The organism is Methylobacterium sp. C33D, from assembly GCF_053345825.1.
Map to the genome: position 1 here is coordinate 96,232 of NZ_JBKFAV010000007.1, position 16,047 is coordinate 112,278.

Sequence of the window (16,047 nt, forward strand, 5' to 3'; positions counted from 1 at the left end):
CCCATTAGGTCGGACGGATCGCGGAGCCGGATAATCCCGGGGCGATTGTCTCCAGCCTGTGCTCGGCTCGACTTGTCAGGATCTGTGCCGCGCCCGCGGCGCTCCGGTGCCGGTGCCCGGCCGGGATCGGCCGCTGCGCCGAGCTCCCGACGGGTTCGAGGGCCTCGCCGAGACCGTCCGACCGGGCCGCCCCGGCGCGGGTCCGGGCGCCGCCCCGGCGCGGGAGCGCGCCGGCGGCACAGGGCTCCCGCCCCGGCCCTGCCCCCGGACGCCTTGCATCCGCGCGCCCGGCGGGACACATCCGCTCACCCGGACGCGACACCGGCGCGCGACGGGACCCGACGGGAGAGACGATGACGGAGATCGGCCACGGCTTGCTCGCGCACAGGACCGGCGCCCCGGTGGCCGAGGCCCGGCCGCGACGCTTCAGCGTCCACGGGCAGGAGATCACCGACGACTACGCGTGGCTGAAGGCCGAGAACTGGCAGACGGTCCTGAAGGACCCGGCCGCGCTGCCGGACGACATCGCCGCCTACCTGAAGGCCGAGAACGCCTTCGCCGAGGCGGCGCTCGCCGGCAGCGCGGATCTGCGGCGGCAGCTCGTCGCCGAGATGCGCGGGCGGATCCAGGAGGACGAGAGCGGCGTCCCAGAGCCGGACGGGCCCTTCGCCTACTACACGCGCCACCGCGAGGGCGGGCAGCACCCGCTGATCTGCCGGCGGCCGGCAACGTCGCCCGACGTACCCGATTCGGGCGCGGACCCGGACGAGACGATCCTCATCGACGGCGACCGCGAGGGCGAGGGCCTGCCGTTCTTCGAGATCGCCGCCGCAGTGCATTCCGACGACCACGCCCGGCTCGCCTGGAGCGTCGACACCAAGGGCTCGGAACTCTACACGATCCGGGTGCGCGACGTCGCCACCGGCCTCGACCTCGACGACCGCGTCGAGGCGACCTCCGGCGAGGCGGTCTGGGCCGCGGACGGTGCGAGCTTCTGGTACGTGGCGGTGGACGCGAACCACCGGCCCGCCAAGGTGATGCGCCACCGCGTCGGCACGGGGCAGAGCGCGGACGAGACCGTCTACACGGAGGCCGACGCCGGCTACTTCGTCCACATCGGCAAGACGCAGTCCGGCGCCTTCCTCGACGTGACGGTGAGCGACCACGAGACTTCCGAGGTCCGGCTGCTCGACCGGCACGCCGAGGACGCGCCCCTGCGCGTCGTCGAGCCGCGCACGCCGCTGCTGATCTACGGGGTCGAGCACCGCGGCGACCGCCTGTTCATCCGCACCAACGCGGACGGCGCCGAGGACTTCAAGATCGTCACAGCGCCGCTCGACGATCCGGGCCGCGCCCGCTGGACCGACCTCGTGCCGCACCGGTCCGGGGTCATGATCCGCCACCTGCACCTCCTCGCCGGCCACCTCGTCCGGCTGGAGATCGAGAACGCCAGGCCGCGGATCGTCGTGCGCGACCTCGCCGACGGCACCGAGCACACGGTCGCCTTCGCCGAGGAGGCCTACTCCCTCGGCCTGCGGGCCGGCCTCGCCTTCGACACGGCCAGGATCCGCTTCGTCTACTCGTCGATGACGACCCCGTCGGAGACCTGGGACTACGACTGCGCGGCCCGCACCCGGCTCCTGCGCAAGCGGCAGGCGGTGCCGAGCGGCCACGACCCGGCCGCCTACGTGACCCGGCGGCTCTTCGCCACCGCGCCCGACGGCGAGCAGGTGCCGATCTCGCTCCTGCACCGCCGCGACCTCACCCTCGACGGCGGTGCGCCGCTGCTGCTCTACGGCTACGGCTCCTACGGCACGCTGATGCCGGCGGCGTTCCGCACGAACCTGCTGAGCCTCGTCGACCGCGGCTTCGTCTACGCGATCGCCCATATCCGCGGCGGCACCGAGAAGGGCTGGCGCTGGTACCTCGACGGCAAGCGCGAGAAGAAGCCCAACACCTTCACGGACTTCATCGCCTGCGCGCGGGCGCTGATCGAGGCCCGCTACACGTCCGAGAAGCGCATCGTCGCCCATGGCGGGTCGGCGGGCGGGATGCTGATGGGGGCGGTGGCCAACCTCGCGCCGGAGCTGTTCGCCGGGATCGTCGCCGACGTGCCCTTCGTCGACGTGCTCAACACCATGCTGGACGCGGAGCTGCCGCTGACCCCGCCGGAATGGCCCGAATGGGGCAACCCGGGCGAGAGCGAGGCCGCTTTCCGGACGATCCTGTCGTACTCGCCCTACGACAACGTCGCCGCCAAGGACTACCCGGCGATCCTGGCGCTCGGCGGGCTCACCGACCCGCGGGTGACCTACTGGGAGCCGGCCAAGTGGGTCGCGCGGCTGCGCGCCACCATGACGGGCGGCGGGCCGGTGCTCCTGCGGATCAATATGGAGGCCGGCCACGGCGGCGCCGCCGGCCGGTTCGACCGGCTGGAGGAGGTGGCGCTGATCTACGCCTTCGCGCTCATGGTGGTGGGGAAGGCGTAGAGCCGCCACCGCGCGCGGGCACGAGGGCCCGACAGGGTGCTGGCCCGAGGCCTTCACGGAAGCCGGCTCCCTCCCGCCCTCAGGACGCGGCCGGCCTCACGGGCGAACCTCTGCGGGCGCCGGCGAGGGGGCGCCCGCCTCCGGATTGCGCGGCCGCCTCGCCGCCTCCTCGGCGGCCCTGTCGGCGGCAATCCTGTCGGCGGCGGCCTTCTCGGCCGCGGCCTTGAGGGCGGCCGCGCGGGCCCGGTCCATCTCGATCCGGGCGCGGCGGCGCTGCCGCTCCACCTGGTCGGCCTCGGTCAGCTCGATCGTCTCCAGCTCGCGCTGCAGCACGAAGGCCGCGAGGCCGTTCGACAGGGTCCCGACGTCCAGCACCCGCTCCGGCGCGCCCAGCGGCCCGGTCAGGCCGAACTGGATTGCGGGCGGCCCGGAATTCCAGCCGCGCGGCACCGGGCCGCCCGCGAGCGTGCCGCGGACGTCGAGGCGGCCCGCGCGCAGGTCGTCGCCGACGGTGCCGGCCCAGCGGGCCGGTCCGAGATCGAGGTCGAACGGCCCGGCCCGCAGCACGCCCCCCACGATGGTGGCGGGGGCCCGGGCGGATCCCCGCGCCTGCGCGCCGCCCCGGGCGAGTTCCTCGGTCACGAGCGCCTGGAGCCGCCCCTCGCGGAGCGGGTCGTCCATCTCGGCCGCGCGGGCCAGCGCCCGGCCGAGCGCCGCGGGATCGGCCGCGGGCAGGCTCAGGTCCGTCAGAGTGAGCGCGCCGCTGCCCGAGAGGCTGTCGGCGAGGCCCGGCACGGTCTCGGCCGTCGCGGCGAAGCGCAGGTCGGCGCTCAGGCGGCCGCCGAACGGGCCGCCGGCCAGCGTCGGAAGCGCCGCGCCGTCGAGGCTGCCGGAGCCGGAGACCGAGGCGCCGGCCCCGAGCCGCGCGATCGTCACCGAGCCCGCCAGCCGGCCGCCGGCGAGCTTGCCGGTCAGGTCGCGCAGGGTCAGGCCCGTCTCGGCGAGGCCGAGAGCGGCGGTCGCGTCGGTGGCGACGAGGCCGCGGCCGAGATCCAGGCTGGTGACGCGGGCGTCGAGCGACAGCGCCGGGTGCGCGGTCGGCGGGCCGAACGTGCCGTTCGCTCCCGGCGGGATCACCAGGGCGGCGGCGAGCTGCGGGATCGACAGCCGGTCGAGGGCGAGGTGGCCGTGCAGGGCGCCGCCCGCCGCCCGAAGCAGCGTCCCGTTGACGCCAGCGCCCGCGACCGTGCCGGCGAGCGCGGCGGCGGCCTCGCCCTGCTGCCGCGACAGCGTGACGGTGAGGTCGGCCGGCCACGCCCCCGGCGCCAGGGTCGCGGCCCCGGCCAGCGTCAGGAACGGCGCCAGGTCGGCCGTGTCGGCGCGGAGCGTGCCGGCGGTGGGTACGAAGTCGGGACCGACCAGGATCGGGCGGCCCGTGGCGAGGCGCAGGCCCGCGACCGTGCCGTTCGCCGTCAGGGCGAGGGCCTGGCCGTCCGGCCGCTCGGCGGTCAGGTGCAGCTCGGCGGGCTGCTGGAGGCCCGCGATGTCGGTGCGGCCGAACCACGGGCCCGCCCGCGGCGCCGTGAGCGTGGCGGTGCCGCCCTCGATCCGCGTGCCGCGGCTCGCGAGGGTCAGGTCGAGGCTGCCGCCGCCGGCGCTGCCCCGGGCCTGGGTCCTCAGGGCCGCGGCCGCGCCGCCCTCCCGGTCGAGGGTGACGGCGAGGTCGAGGGGCGCGTCCCGCAGGAAGGCGGGGAGCAGGCGGATCTCGCCCACCCAGACCCGCTCGAGCAGGCCGAGCAGCGGCGCCGCCGCCGGTGCCTTCAGGCGCCCGGAGACGCGGCCGGTCCCGTCCGCGCCGATCTGCCCGGACAGCCGGGCGCTGGCGCCGGCGAGGTCGGTGACGTCGAGGCTGTCGACCGCGAGGCCGGCGCCGTCCGACTGGATCCGCGCCGCGATCGTGCCGGTGCCGGAGCCCGCGGTGCCGAACCGGACGTCCTTCGCCTCGAGCGTCAGGGCGAGGTCGGTGTCGCGCAGGGTGCCGAGGGCCGTGCCGAGGGGCGGCAGGCCGGCGATGTCGAGGCCGGTGGCGCGGATCTGGGCCTCGAACCGGCCGCGCTCGGTGCCCTCGGCGGCGGTGTAGCGGGCGTTGCCGGTGATCCGTGCGGGCCCGAGGGCGAGGCGCATGTTGCGCAGGGACAGGCCGTTCCCGGCCGCCGACAGGTCGGCGGCGGCCTCGATCTTCCGCCCGTCGAGGAGCGCGACGAGCGGCCCCTCGGCGCCGAGGCGGCGCAGGTAGCGGCCGAGCGCCTCCGAGTCGGGGGCGGCGAGCGCCACCGGGCCGGAGAAGCGCAGCGGCGCCGTCTCCACCTGCCCGCTCGCCGTGACGGTGGACTCGGCCGGGCCGGTCACCGCGAAGCGGCGCAGCAGCAGGCCGCCGGCCCGCTCCAGGGTGCCGGTGACGGCGAGGTTCGACCATTCCTCGCCGCCCAGCACGGCGCTGCCCACCGTGAGGTCGAGGTCGAGCATCGCCGGCAGGCCGCCGGCCGAGCGCGGCAGGCCGCGGGCGATCAGGTTCTGCCCCTCCGCCGAGGCCAGGAAGGCGTCGAGGTCGAGGCGGCGGGCGTCCAGGGTCAGGCCGGCGCGCCACTGGCGCAGGTCGAGCCGGCCGGTGCCGCCGAGGCGCAGGGCCCGGCCGCCGGGGTCGATGGCGAGGTCGACCGCCTCGAACCGCACCTGCGTGCCCCGGGCCTTGAAGGTGCCGGCCAGCGAGAACGGCAGGTAGGCGCCGGCCGCCTGGGTCGGCGGCCCGACGACGAGGCGGGCGGAGCCCTCGGCCTCGACCTGGGCGCCGCCGGATTCGGCGGGGACGAGGCCGAACCGCGCGTCCGCCTCGAAGCGCGGCGTCGCGTCGCCGCCGCCCGAGATCTTGGCGGCGAGGCGCCCGTCCGGCCCCGGCGTGCCGCTGACCGCCCGGAACGGGACGCCGCCGCTCGTCCCCTCGATCCGCCAGGGTCCGATCAGGGCCGGCGCCTGCAGGCGGAGGTCCTGGACGTAGAGCTGGTCGGTCCGCCCGGTGGCGGGGACCTGCGTGGTGACGAGGAACTGCTGGATCTGCAGGTTCTCGATGGCGAGGTCGCGGTCGCGCAGGGCGCCGCCGAAATCGGGCGGCAGCTTCAGCGTGTCCGGACCGGCGACTGGGAGCTTGATCTCGGCCCGGCCGATCCGGGTCTCGGTGAAGCGGAACTCGCCCTTCAGGAGCGGCGCGAGGGCGATCTCGGCCTTGACGAACCGGGCATCCAGGCTCGGGCGGTCCGGGTCGCCGCCGAGGAGGAGGCGGTCGACGCGCAGCCGCGGCGACGGCAGCAGGCGGACCTCGATCCGCCCGTCGGTCCGGACCGGAACGCCGAGGGACCGGGCGAGCGCCCGGTCGACGAGCCCGCGATGGGCCTGCCAGTCGACGAAGGGCGGAACCGCGAGCGCCGCCACGAGAACCAGGATGACGGCGCACGCCAGCGCGGTCAGAAGATCACGCAATGGTCCCGTTCCGCACCATCTCTGCGCGAGGCCGCGACCTCACCGGGCCGCCGTGCCCCGCGTGCCCCCGCGAGTCAGTCGCCACGGCCATAGCACGATAAGCCGCCGGGGGCGCCAGCGGCGATGCCACGGTCCGGAGCGGGCGCGGGTCCCGGCTCCCGTGCGGGAGACGGTGCGCTCCGCCGCTGTCGAAACCGATCACATCCGCGCGCCGATCCGCGGCCGCCGAGGGGAAGGCCGCACGCCCCTGCGGAGCGCGGATCACCCCGGCGCGGACAGCCGCGCTTCATGGCTCCGCGCCCCCGCCGCGGCGCGAACGGCCTCGACGCCGTTCGCGATTTGGTCCAGGGATGCGGGATGCAGAACCCCCCGCATCCGCAGTCCGCCGGGGACGGCGCGCCCGCCACGTCCATCGCCGCCCGCGCCATGGGCGCCCTCCGCCGCGAGGCGGCCGGCTACCTCGAGGGGCTGAACCCCGAGCAGCGCCGCGCCGTCGAGACCACGGAGGGCCCGATCCTGGTGCTGGCCGGCGCCGGCACCGGCAAGACCCGGGTGCTGACCACTCGCATCGCCCACCTGATCGCCACCGGGCGGGCGCGGCCCTTCGACATCCTGTCGGTGACCTTCACCAACAAGGCCGCCCGGGAGATGAAGCACCGGATCGGCGCGCTGATCGGGCCGGCCGGCGAGGGCATGCCCTGGCTCGGCACCTTCCACGCCATCGGCACCAAGATCCTGCGCCGCCACGCCGAGCTGGTCGGGCTCAAATCCGACTTCACAATCCTCGGCACCGACGATCAGCTCCGGCTGATGAAGCAGGTCATCGCCGACCAGAACGTCGACGAGAAGCGCTGGCCGGCCCGGGCCCTGTCCCACGCCATCGACGGCTGGAAGAACCGCGGCCTCGGCCCCGAGCAGGTGCCCCCGGGAGAGGCCGCTTCCTTCGCGTTCGGCAAGGGCGGCGCCCTCTACACCGCCTACCAGGCCCGGCTCGCGACGCTGAACGCCGTCGATTTCGGCGATCTCCTGCTGCTCTGCCTCAAGCTCTGGCGGGAGAACCCCGACGTCCTGGCCAATTACCAGGACCGGTTCCGCTACATCCTGGTGGACGAGTACCAGGACACCAACGTCGCCCAGTACCTGTGGCTGCGCCTGCTGGCGCAGTCCCGGAAGAACATCGCCTGCGTCGGCGACGACGACCAGTCGATCTACGGCTGGCGCGGCGCCGAGGTCGACAACATCCTGCGCTTCGAGCACGACTTCCCGGGCGCGGTGGTGGTGCGGCTGGAGCGCAACTACCGCTCCACCGGCCACATCCTGGCGGCCGCCTCCGGGCTGATCGCCAAGAACGAGAGCCGCCTCGGCAAGACCCTGCGCACCGACGACGAGCCGGGCGAGCGCGTCACCGTGACGGGGGCGTGGGATTCCGAGGAGGAGGCGCGAATGCTCGCCGAATCGATCGAGTCCCTCCAGTCCAAGCAGCACCCCCTGTCGGAGATCGCCGTGCTGGTGCGGATCTCCGCGCAGATGCGCGAGATCGAGGACCGGTTCGTCCAGCTCGGGCTGCCCTACCGGGTCATCGGCGGCCCGCGCTTCTACGAGCGCACCGAGATCCGCGACGCGCTGGCCTACCTGCGCGCCACCGTGAACGTCAGCGACGACCTCGCCTTCGAGCGGATCGTGAACACGCCGAAGCGCGGGCTGGGCGACGCCACCCTGCAGCAGCTCCACACCTACGGCCGCGCCAACCGGGTGCCGCTGCGGATCGCCGCCGCGCGCCTGTGCGAGACCGACGAGCTGAAGCCCCGGGTCCGCTCGACCCTGCGGGCGCTGACCGAGAGCTTCACCCGCTGGGCGCGGCTCGCGGAGTCGCAGCCGCACAGCGAGGTCGCGCAGACCATCCTGGAGGAGTCCGGCTACACCGAGATGTGGCAGAAGGACCGCTCCGCCGACGCCGCCGGCCGGCTGGAGAACCTGAAGGAATTCGTCCGCTCGATGGAGGAGTTCCCCGACCTCGCGGCCTTCCTGGAGCACGTCTCCCTGGTGATGGAGGCCTCCGAGGCGGAGGGCGCCGAGCGGGTCTCGCTGATGACGCTCCACGCCGCCAAGGGGCTCGAGTTCGACACCGTGTTCCTCCCCGGCTGGGAGGACGGCCTGTTCCCGAACCAGCGGGCGCTGGACGAGAGCGGCCGGGCCGGCCTGGAGGAGGAGCGGCGCCTCGCCCATGTCGGGCTGACCCGGGCGCGCAAGCGCGCGAAGCTGTCCTTCGCGGTCAACCGGCGCATCCACGGGCTCTGGTCCTCGACCATCCCGTCCCGGTTCATCGACGAGCTGCCCGAGACGGCGGTCGACGTGGTCGAGGCCCCGGCCCACTTCTCGGCCGGCGCCTCCCGGTTCGACCGCAACCCGGCGCCGTTCGGGTCGAGCTACGGCACGCCGGGCTGGCAGCGGGCGCAGGCCAACACCGCGCCGGGAAGCCGGTTCGGGTCCGGATCGGGGTCCGGAGGCGGCTTCCGCTCGGCGGGCCCGGGCGGGCGGTCCGGCGGCCATGCCGGCGGCCCCCGCCAGATCGAGGGCGAGCTGATCGCCAAGTCGACGGGCGCGCCCTCGGCCTTCCAGGGCGGCCAGCGGGTCTTCCACACCAAGTTCGGCCCCGGAACGGTCGCGGCGGTCGACGGCAACAAGCTGACCGTTGACTTCGACAAGGCCGGCCGGAAGATGGTCCTCGACAGCTTCGTCCAGGCCGGATCGAGCTAGTCCCGCCGACCAAGCCCGGACGTGTCAGGGCGGCAGGGTCGGCCGGCTTCGCCCGCTCGGGCGGGGAGGATCGGAGATCGTGCCGGATGCCGCACCATCCCGTGTGATACGGTTCCCGGCCAGCGTTTTCCGTCCCTGCAGCCCGCACCGTCTTCGCGAGCGGAGCGCGGCCATCCAGGCTGGCCCGACATCGGCGAGCCTGGCGCCGCCGGGATCGCTTCGCCCCGCTCGCGAGGACGGCGGCGGCCCGTCAGCCGGACGTCGCGTCGCGCGGCCCGTCGCTGATGCATCCGCGCCAGCCGCGCGGCTTTTTCGAAGCCTCGCCACCGACCGTCACCCCTTAGTCACACCCGACGCGCAATCGTCGGGCGCGAATCGCGATGGTGCGCCAGTTGCATCGCGTATTCGGCCGCGCACGGAACGTCGTGACGCTCTCCACAGGCGGGCGAGCGCGGGGCGGAACCTTCGGCCTGGGGCCGGTATTAAGTTCCGCAAACGAGTAGAACCGGGAGCAAGCAGGTAAACGGCAGTTCAGAAACAGATCCAGGTTGGCAAGTCCCGTTGGAGTGTACATCCATGAAGAGACGCCGCGCACGACTTGAACTGGTTGAAGACCGCACGTCCCGCATTCATCGCACTCGCTTCGACGAAGAACGCAATCTCGCTCCCATCCAACCGCTCACCGAACGCCAAGCCGAGTACCTCGACGCCCTCGCCCGCTCGCCGCAGGTCATCGTCCTGGGACCCGCCGGCACGGGCAAGACCTTCATCGCCGGCACCCGCGCGGCGGACCAGCTCCGCCAGCGCCGCATCGCCAAGGTGGTCATCACCCGCCCGAACGTGCCCTCGGGCCGGTCGCTGGGCTACTTCCCCGGCACCCTGGAAGAGAAGATCGCCCCCTGGGTCGCGCCGCTCACCGAGGCCATGAAGGAGCGCATGGGCGCCGCCGCCTTCGAGATCGCCCTGAAGACCGGCGACATCGAGATCGTCCCGTTCGAGGTGATGCGCGGCCGGACCTTCAAGAACTGCCTCGTGATCCTCGACGAGGCGCAGAACACCACGATCAACGAGATCAAGATGTTCCTGACCCGGATCGGCGACGATTGCCAGGTCATCATCAACGGCGACGTCTCGCAGACGGATCTGCGCGAGACCTCCGGCCTGCGCACCGTCATGCACATGGTCAAGAGCCGGATGATGCCGGTCCCGGTGGTTGAGTTCACCCGCAACGACATCGTCCGCTCGGGGATCTGCGCCGAGTGGGTGAAGGCGTTCGAGGAAACGAATCTCTGAATCGGAAGTTGATGGCGGCGGGTCCTCGCAGACCCGCCGTGCCGTCCCCCGGCACGAGACGACTCTCCGCACCTCCCGCCCGGGAGGATGAACCGGGCGCCAAGCCCGGCCTTCAGAGAACTGGAGTCTCCTCGTGAGGAAACTGACCTTCGCCTTCGCCGTGCTGGCCTCCCTCGGCGGCGCCGCCCTCGTCCAGCCGGCCTCGGCGGCCCCCGCCATGCCCGGTGCCGTCGCGGCCCCGGACGCGGTGACGCATGTCCGCATGACCCCGATGGAGCGCCGCATGATGCACCGGCGCATGGAGCATCGCATGATGCACCGTCGGATGGAGCGCCGCATGATGCACCGGCGCATGCACCGCCGCATGATGCGCCACATGTGATGGCGTCGGCGGAGCGGGCCCCGACCGGCCCTGCTCCGCCTCCCCGGCCGGACTTGGAGCGGTTCTGGACCGGACCTGGACCGGACCTGGGCCGGGCTCGGGCCGGTCCGGGCGTTGCTCCCCATCGCGAAGATTCCTATCTCGTCGTCTCGAATCGCGCCGTCAGGCGGCCGCCGCGGCAGCCGGCCGATCCGGGAGACCCCGATGCCCCCCTCCAATCGACTGTTCGACGACCTCGCCCGCCTGATGACCGACGCCGCCGGCGCCGCCCAGGGCGTCCGCCGCGAGGCCGAGACCGTGGTCCGGGCGCAGCTCGAGCGCGTCGTCCGCGACCTCGACATCGCCTCCCGCGAGGAGCTCGACGTACTCCGCGACCTCGTGACCCAGCTCCAAGCGCAGAACGAGGCCCTGACGGCCCGCGTGGCGAACCTGGAGGCGCGATCCGGCGCCGCCGGAGCGGGCGCCGCGGGCCTGAGCGAGGTGGTCTGAGTCTCCGCGGCAACGCCGCGGGCTTTTACACAGGAAGCGGCGTCGACGATCCGGTTTCCTGTTCACTGAATGTGACCTGCACTTTGTGTCGCGAGTCACGGCCGGTCTATAGTCGGGCATAGGGTGATTCGGGGGCTGCGGGGCGATGTCCGCAGAGCTTCGACAGTCGATCGTGTCACCGCCGGCCTAGATCTGCCGGTCGTTCAAGTTCTCGGAGTGTTCTCGCGCTCCGGTTTCGCGTCTCCGCCACGTCGGGCCGGATCTCGTCCGGGTCGTCCTTCTGGATCGTCATGCCGCTTCTCAACGTCGACTTCCACGACCCGGACCGGAACGAGCATCCGCTCGACGTCGTCGAGCGGCTGGCCTCACTGCGCGACTGGATCTTCGACCGGGCCGAAACCGACGAGATGTCGGTCACGAGCCCCGGTCGCTGGACCGACTACAACGTCGCCTTCACGTGGATCGAGGACGTCGAGGCGCTGCACGTCGCCTGCGCCTTCGACCTGAAGGTGCCGGAGCGGCAGCGCACCGAGGTGATGCGCCTGATCGCGCTGATCAACGAGCAGCTCTGGGTCGGCCATTTCGACCTCTGGACGACCGACAGCGTGGTGATGTTCCGGCACGCGCTCCTGCTGACCGGCGGCGCCGTCCCGACCCACCCGCAATGCGCCACCATGATGAAGACGGCGGTCGACGCCTGCGAGCGCTACTTCCAGGCGTTCCAGTTCGTCCTCTGGGCCGGCAAGAGCGCGCGCGAGGCTCTCGACGCCGTCCTGTTCGAGACCGAAGGCGAGGCGTGACCGCCGCGGGCGCCTCCGCGGCGCGGATGCCCGCCTCCCTGGTCCTGGCCGGGGCCGGCAAGATGGGCGGCGCGATGCTGGCGGGCTGGCTGGAGGCGGGCCTCGACCCGCGCCGCACCACTATCATCGACCCGGTGCCCGCGCGGCCGATCGTGGATCTCTGCGCCGACCGCGGCATCGCCCTGAACCCGCCCGATCCCGAGCCCGGTGCCGTCCTGGTGTTGGGGATCAAGCCCCAGGGCCTGGACGCGGCCGCTCCCGGGCTCGACCGCCTCATCGGCCGCGACACGCTCCTCGTCTCGATCCTGGCCGGCAAGACCGTCGCGGATCTCCGCGTCCGGCTGCCGCGGGCGCGCGCGATCGTCCGGGCGATGCCCAACCTGCCGGCGAGCATCGGCCGGGGCGCCACCGGCGCCTGCGCGAGTTCCGAAGTCACCCCGGAGCAGCGGGCGGCCGCGGAGGCGCTGTTCGCGGCGAACGGCGCGGTGGCGTGGCTCGCCGACGAGGCGCAGATCGACGCGGTGACGGCGGTCTCGGGTTCCGGACCGGCCTACGTCTTCCTGCTGGCCGAGACCCTGGCGGAGGCCGGCATCGCGGCCGGCCTGGAACCCGACGTCGCCCGAAGCCTCGCCCGGGCGACCGTGGCGGGGGCCGGCGCGCTCCTCGATGCCAGCCCGGCGGAGGCGGCGGAATTGCGCCGCAACGTCACCTCGCCCGGCGGCACCACCGCGGCGGCCCTCGACGTGCTGATGCGGGACGACGGCCTCGGCGCGCTGATGCGGGAGGCGGTGGCCGCGGCCCGTCGGCGGGCCGGGGAACTGTCCGGCTGACAGCGATCCGATCGCGCGGGCTGACATCGGGCATCGTCCGTGCGGCATGGCCGCGCGACGGACCTGCCCTTCGCGGCCCGCCCGCCTACATGAGGCGACACGACCGATCAGACCGGGCAACCGATCCATGACCGACAGCAAAGACCCCTCGAAGCGGCCCCGCAAGGCCGCGAGCCCCGCCAAGGCGGGCACCGCCCGGAAGAGCGCTGCCCACGAGAGCGCTGCTCACGAGAGTGCTGCCCAAGAGAGCGTCGCGCCCGGCTCCTCGGCCCGGGACGGCGCGGCCGGGACAGGCGACGGGGGGACGTCGAGCGGCGCGCCGAAGCTGTCGCCCCGGGAGGCGGCCGTCGAGGCCCTGATGCGCCTCGCCGCCGAGCAGCCCTGGAACGACATCGAGGTCAGCGACATCGCCCGCGAGGCGGGCCTCACGCTCGCCGAGCTGCGCGACCTGTTCCCGTCGAAGGGGGCCGTCCTCGGCGGCCTGACCCGCATCATCGACCGCAAGGTCCTGGAGGGCGATCTCACGGGCCTTGAGGAGGAGCCGACGCGCGAGCGGCTGTTCGACGTGCTGATGCGCCGCCTCGACGCCATGGAGCCCTACAAGCCGGCGCTCCGCCGGATCGCGTACGCGCTCCGCGGCGAGCCGCTGTCGATGCTGGCGCTGAACGGCGTCATGCTGAACTCGCACCGCTACATGCTGGCGGCGGCCGGGATCGACACCGAGGGATCGCTCGGGCAGCTCAAGCTGCAGGGCGTGGTCATCGCCTTCGCCCGCGTGACTCAGGTCTGGCTGGACGACGACGACCCGGCGCTCGCCCGGACGATGGCGCGGCTCGACAAGGAGATCCGCAACGGCGAGCGCATCATGGAGCGGGCCGAGGATGTCCGCCGTCTGACGGCGCCCCTGCGCGCCATCGGCCGCTCGTTCCTGGACCGGCGGCCGCGCGAGCGGCGGAGCCGCGACGGCGACGGCGACGAGAGCGATCCCGCCGCCGCCATCTAGGTCGGTCGCTCACGCGGCCCGGATGTCGCTGAGGAAGCTGTCGACCTCGCGCTTGACCGTCAGGGACTGCGTCGCCAGCTCGGACGCCGCGCTCTGAACCTGCGCGGCGGCGCTCCCGGCCTCCCGGGCGGCGGCCAGCACGCGCGCCACGTTGGCCGAGACGCCCTCCGTCCCCCGGGCCGCCTCGCCGGCGTTGCGCGAGATCTCGCCGGTGGCCGCCGTCTGCTGCACGACGGTCGCCGCGATGGCGCCGCTGATCTCGTTCACGGCTGCGATCGTGCGGGCGATCTGCGCCATCGCCTCCGCGGCCTGCCCGGAGGCCGCCTGGATCGCGGCGATCTGGCCGCCGATCTCCTCGGTCGCCCGGGCCGTCTGCGCGGCGAGTTCCTTCACCTCGGAGGCCACGACCGCGAAGCCGCGCCCCGCCGCGCCGGCCCGCGCCGCCTCGATCGTGGCGTTGAGGGCCAGCAGGTTGGTCTGGTTCGCGATGCCGGAGATCATGATCACGGCGGCGCCGATCTGCTCGGCGGCGGCGCGCAGGCTCGCCATGGCGGCGTTGGTCGCCTCGGCCTCGTGGGCGGCGTGACCCGCCACCGCGTTGGAGCGCACGACCTGCCGCTCGATCTCCTGGAGCGAGGAGACCATCTCCTCGGCGGCGGCCGCGACGGTCTGGACGTTGGCCGAGGTCTGGGCGGCGGCCGAGCTCGACGTCATCGCCTGGGTGTTGGTGTTGTCGGCCACCCGGGTCATCGCCTGCGCGGTCGCGTCGAGCGCGCTGGTCGCCGCCGTGACGATCTCGAGGGAGGCGGCGATCCTCTGCTGGAAGGCGTGGACGAGCTCGTCGACCCGCTGGGCGCGCCGGAGGCGCCCCGCCTGCTCGGCGGCCTGCGCCGCCTCGAGCTCCGCCCGGGCGACGGCGTTCTGGCGGAAGATGTCGACGGCCCTGGCCATCGCGCCCATCTCGTCGGTCGCGTCGCGGTAGGGCACCGCGACCTGGAGGTCGCCGCCGGCCAGGCGCGTCATCGCCTCCGTCATGCCGGCGACCGGCCGGATGATGCTGCGGGCCAGCACGAAGGCCAGGACGGCCCCGAGGAGCAGGGCCGCGGCGACGAGGCCGATCAGGATGTACCGCGCCCGTGACGCGGCCAGCGCGGTCTCCCGGGAAATCCGCTCGCCGGCGGCCACGATCCGGTCGCGCAGCGCGACGCCGAGCCGGTCGATCGTGTCGGCGTGGGGCTTGATCCCGGTCTCGAACGTCGCCGTCGCCGCCGCCACCGCTTGGTCGTACGCGCGGAAGCCGGCCGCGGCGGCGACCAGCGCGTCGCGGACGGCGCTGAGCTGCGGCGCGAAGGCCGCGCCGCCCTGCGTGTTCCTGAACGCGTCCAGGGCCGCCAGAGCCTGCTCGGCCCGCCGCTCGAAGGCGCCGCGGTCCTGCGGATCCAGGCCGATCACGAAGCGGGCCGACGCGATGCGGGACCGCAGGACCGCGTTCTCGATGTGCTCGGCCCGCGCCAGCATCGCCTCACCGCCCCGGGCGCGCACGTCCGCGAGCAGGTTGCCGAGGAGAGTGGTGAGGGTATTGCCGGTCTCGTAGAGTTTCGCCCTGGCCTCGCGCAGGCTCGCACCCGTGGCCGCGAGGCGCTCCAGCTCCGGCTCCATCGCGCGGGCGGCGGCCCGCACGTCGTCGTACAGCTTCCGCCCTCCGTCCGTGATGGCCAGCGAGAAGTACGTGTCGCAGGTCTGCTCGATCGCCTGCCGGGTCTGCTCCATCGCGGCGATCAGATCGGGACTGGGCTGGAGCCGGTACCGCTCCGCCGTTCCGATGAGGCGTGCGGCGTGACCGTCGATCACCAGGACCGATTGCGCCCCCCGCTCCACGCGCGCCTGGAGCGCGTGGTCTTCGCCGATCACACCCTGCTGGTAGATCGCGAATGCGCCGATGATGCCCGTGAGCATGACGAGTATCGCAAATCCCGCGTAGAGGCGCGCGCGTATCCCAATTCTCACGGGCATATCTTCCACAGAACGGGCCGGTTTCTCGGCACATCGATAGACCACAAGATCATGACAACATCGCTTCACCCGATCAAGTTCAACTTGTACTATAGATATACGGCGCCGATATTTCGATATCGATCAGATTTCACGCGCGCGCGGGCCCGCTGCAGACGCCGGGCCGCGCGCCCAAACGGCAATCCACGCGTTCTCGTCGCGATGGACCAGTCCTGACCGCGCGCCGCGGCCTGCCCGAAGCCTTCGCCTTGCGCGTGTCCGCCGCCGAGCCGCGTCGCGACTCCGCGGAAATCACTCTTCGCCCGGATCTCGCGGCGCTGCATTGGACTGGCCGCGCGGACCGGCCCGCGTCGCCGACATCGGCCGGGAAACCTCGATCTCGACAGGCTCGAACGTGCACGCAGGCGCGTCGAATCGCGGCGGCCGCGGCCCGATCGACGCGCTGCGCCGCTCTTCA

10 protein-coding genes are annotated in these 16,047 nt (G+C 73.5%); 8 read left to right on the forward strand and 2 right to left on the reverse strand.

Annotated elements, in window-relative coordinates:
* Positions 1-353: 353 nt before the first annotated feature.
* On the forward strand, positions 354-2,489 hold the full coding sequence (locus ACLBXO_RS07085; protein ID WP_447684937.1) for a S9 family peptidase: 2,136 nt from the start codon (positions 354-356) through the stop codon (positions 2,487-2,489).
* Positions 2,490-2,585: 96 nt separating this feature from the next.
* Here the strand turns inward: ACLBXO_RS07085 and ACLBXO_RS07090 are convergent, their stop codons facing one another.
* Entirely contained in the window at positions 2,586-6,023 is a 3,438-nt protein-coding gene (locus ACLBXO_RS07090) for an AsmA protein (RefSeq protein ID WP_447684938.1), read from the reverse strand.
* 357 nt (positions 6,024-6,380) lie between these two features.
* Between ACLBXO_RS07090 and ACLBXO_RS07095 the strand changes: the two genes are divergently transcribed.
* The 7 genes from ACLBXO_RS07095 (at position 6,381) to ACLBXO_RS07125 (ending at position 13,577) form a co-directional block, all read left to right on the forward strand.
* Positions 6,381-8,780, forward strand: coding sequence for an ATP-dependent helicase (locus ACLBXO_RS07095; protein WP_447684939.1), 2,400 nt, complete (start codon positions 6,381-6,383; stop codon positions 8,778-8,780).
* A gap of 576 nt (positions 8,781-9,356) precedes the next feature.
* Entirely contained in the window at positions 9,357-10,073 is a 717-nt protein-coding gene (locus ACLBXO_RS07100) for a PhoH family protein (RefSeq protein WP_331315543.1), read from the forward strand.
* A gap of 133 nt (positions 10,074-10,206) precedes the next feature.
* A complete protein-coding gene (locus tag ACLBXO_RS07105; RefSeq protein ID WP_331315544.1) occupies positions 10,207-10,455 on the forward strand; it encodes a hypothetical protein in 249 nt (82 codons plus the stop codon).
* A 204-nt stretch (positions 10,456-10,659) separates the two neighbouring features.
* Positions 10,660-10,944, forward strand: coding sequence for an accessory factor UbiK family protein (locus ACLBXO_RS07110; RefSeq protein ID WP_447684940.1), 285 nt, complete (start codon positions 10,660-10,662; stop codon positions 10,942-10,944).
* 290 nt (positions 10,945-11,234) lie between these two features.
* On the forward strand, positions 11,235-11,744 hold the full coding sequence (locus ACLBXO_RS07115; RefSeq protein ID WP_020090942.1) for a type III secretion system chaperone family protein: 510 nt from the start codon (positions 11,235-11,237) through the stop codon (positions 11,742-11,744).
* Positions 11,745-11,770: 26 nt separating this feature from the next.
* Positions 11,771-12,574 carry a pyrroline-5-carboxylate reductase gene (gene proC / locus ACLBXO_RS07120; protein WP_447685023.1) on the forward strand — a complete coding sequence of 268 codons (804 nt, stop codon included), beginning with the start codon at positions 11,771-11,773 and terminating at the stop codon, positions 12,572-12,574.
* A 127-nt stretch (positions 12,575-12,701) separates the two neighbouring features.
* Positions 12,702-13,577, forward strand: a complete 876-nt coding sequence (locus ACLBXO_RS07125) for a TetR/AcrR family transcriptional regulator (RefSeq protein ID WP_447684941.1) — start codon at positions 12,702-12,704, stop codon at positions 13,575-13,577.
* 9 nt (positions 13,578-13,586) lie between these two features.
* On the opposite strand, the gene ACLBXO_RS07130 is transcribed toward ACLBXO_RS07125, so the two are convergent.
* The gene (locus ACLBXO_RS07130) at positions 13,587-15,533 is read right to left on the reverse strand and encodes a methyl-accepting chemotaxis protein (protein ID WP_447684942.1); all 1,947 of its coding nucleotides are present in this window, start codon (positions 15,531-15,533) and stop codon (positions 13,587-13,589) included.
* Positions 15,534-16,047 lie beyond the last annotated feature (514 nt).

Coding starts and splice junctions, on each gene's coding strand:
- ACLBXO_RS07085 (WP_447684937.1), top strand. CDS start 354: ATGACGGAGATCGGCCACGGCTTGCTCGCGCACAGGACCGGCGCCCCG.
- ACLBXO_RS07095 (WP_447684939.1), top strand. CDS start 6,381: ATGCAGAACCCCCCGCATCCGCAGTCCGCCGGGGACGGCGCGCCCGCC.
- ACLBXO_RS07100 (WP_331315543.1), top strand. CDS start 9,357: ATGAAGAGACGCCGCGCACGACTTGAACTGGTTGAAGACCGCACGTCC.
- ACLBXO_RS07110 (WP_447684940.1), top strand. CDS start 10,660: ATGCCCCCCTCCAATCGACTGTTCGACGACCTCGCCCGCCTGATGACC.
- ACLBXO_RS07115 (WP_020090942.1), top strand. CDS start 11,235: ATGCCGCTTCTCAACGTCGACTTCCACGACCCGGACCGGAACGAGCAT.
- proC (WP_447685023.1), top strand. CDS start 11,771: ATGCCCGCCTCCCTGGTCCTGGCCGGGGCCGGCAAGATGGGCGGCGCG.
- ACLBXO_RS07125 (WP_447684941.1), top strand. CDS start 12,702: ATGACCGACAGCAAAGACCCCTCGAAGCGGCCCCGCAAGGCCGCGAGC.
- ACLBXO_RS07130 (WP_447684942.1), bottom strand. CDS start 15,533: ATGCTCACGGGCATCATCGGCGCATTCGCGATCTACCAGCAGGGTGTG.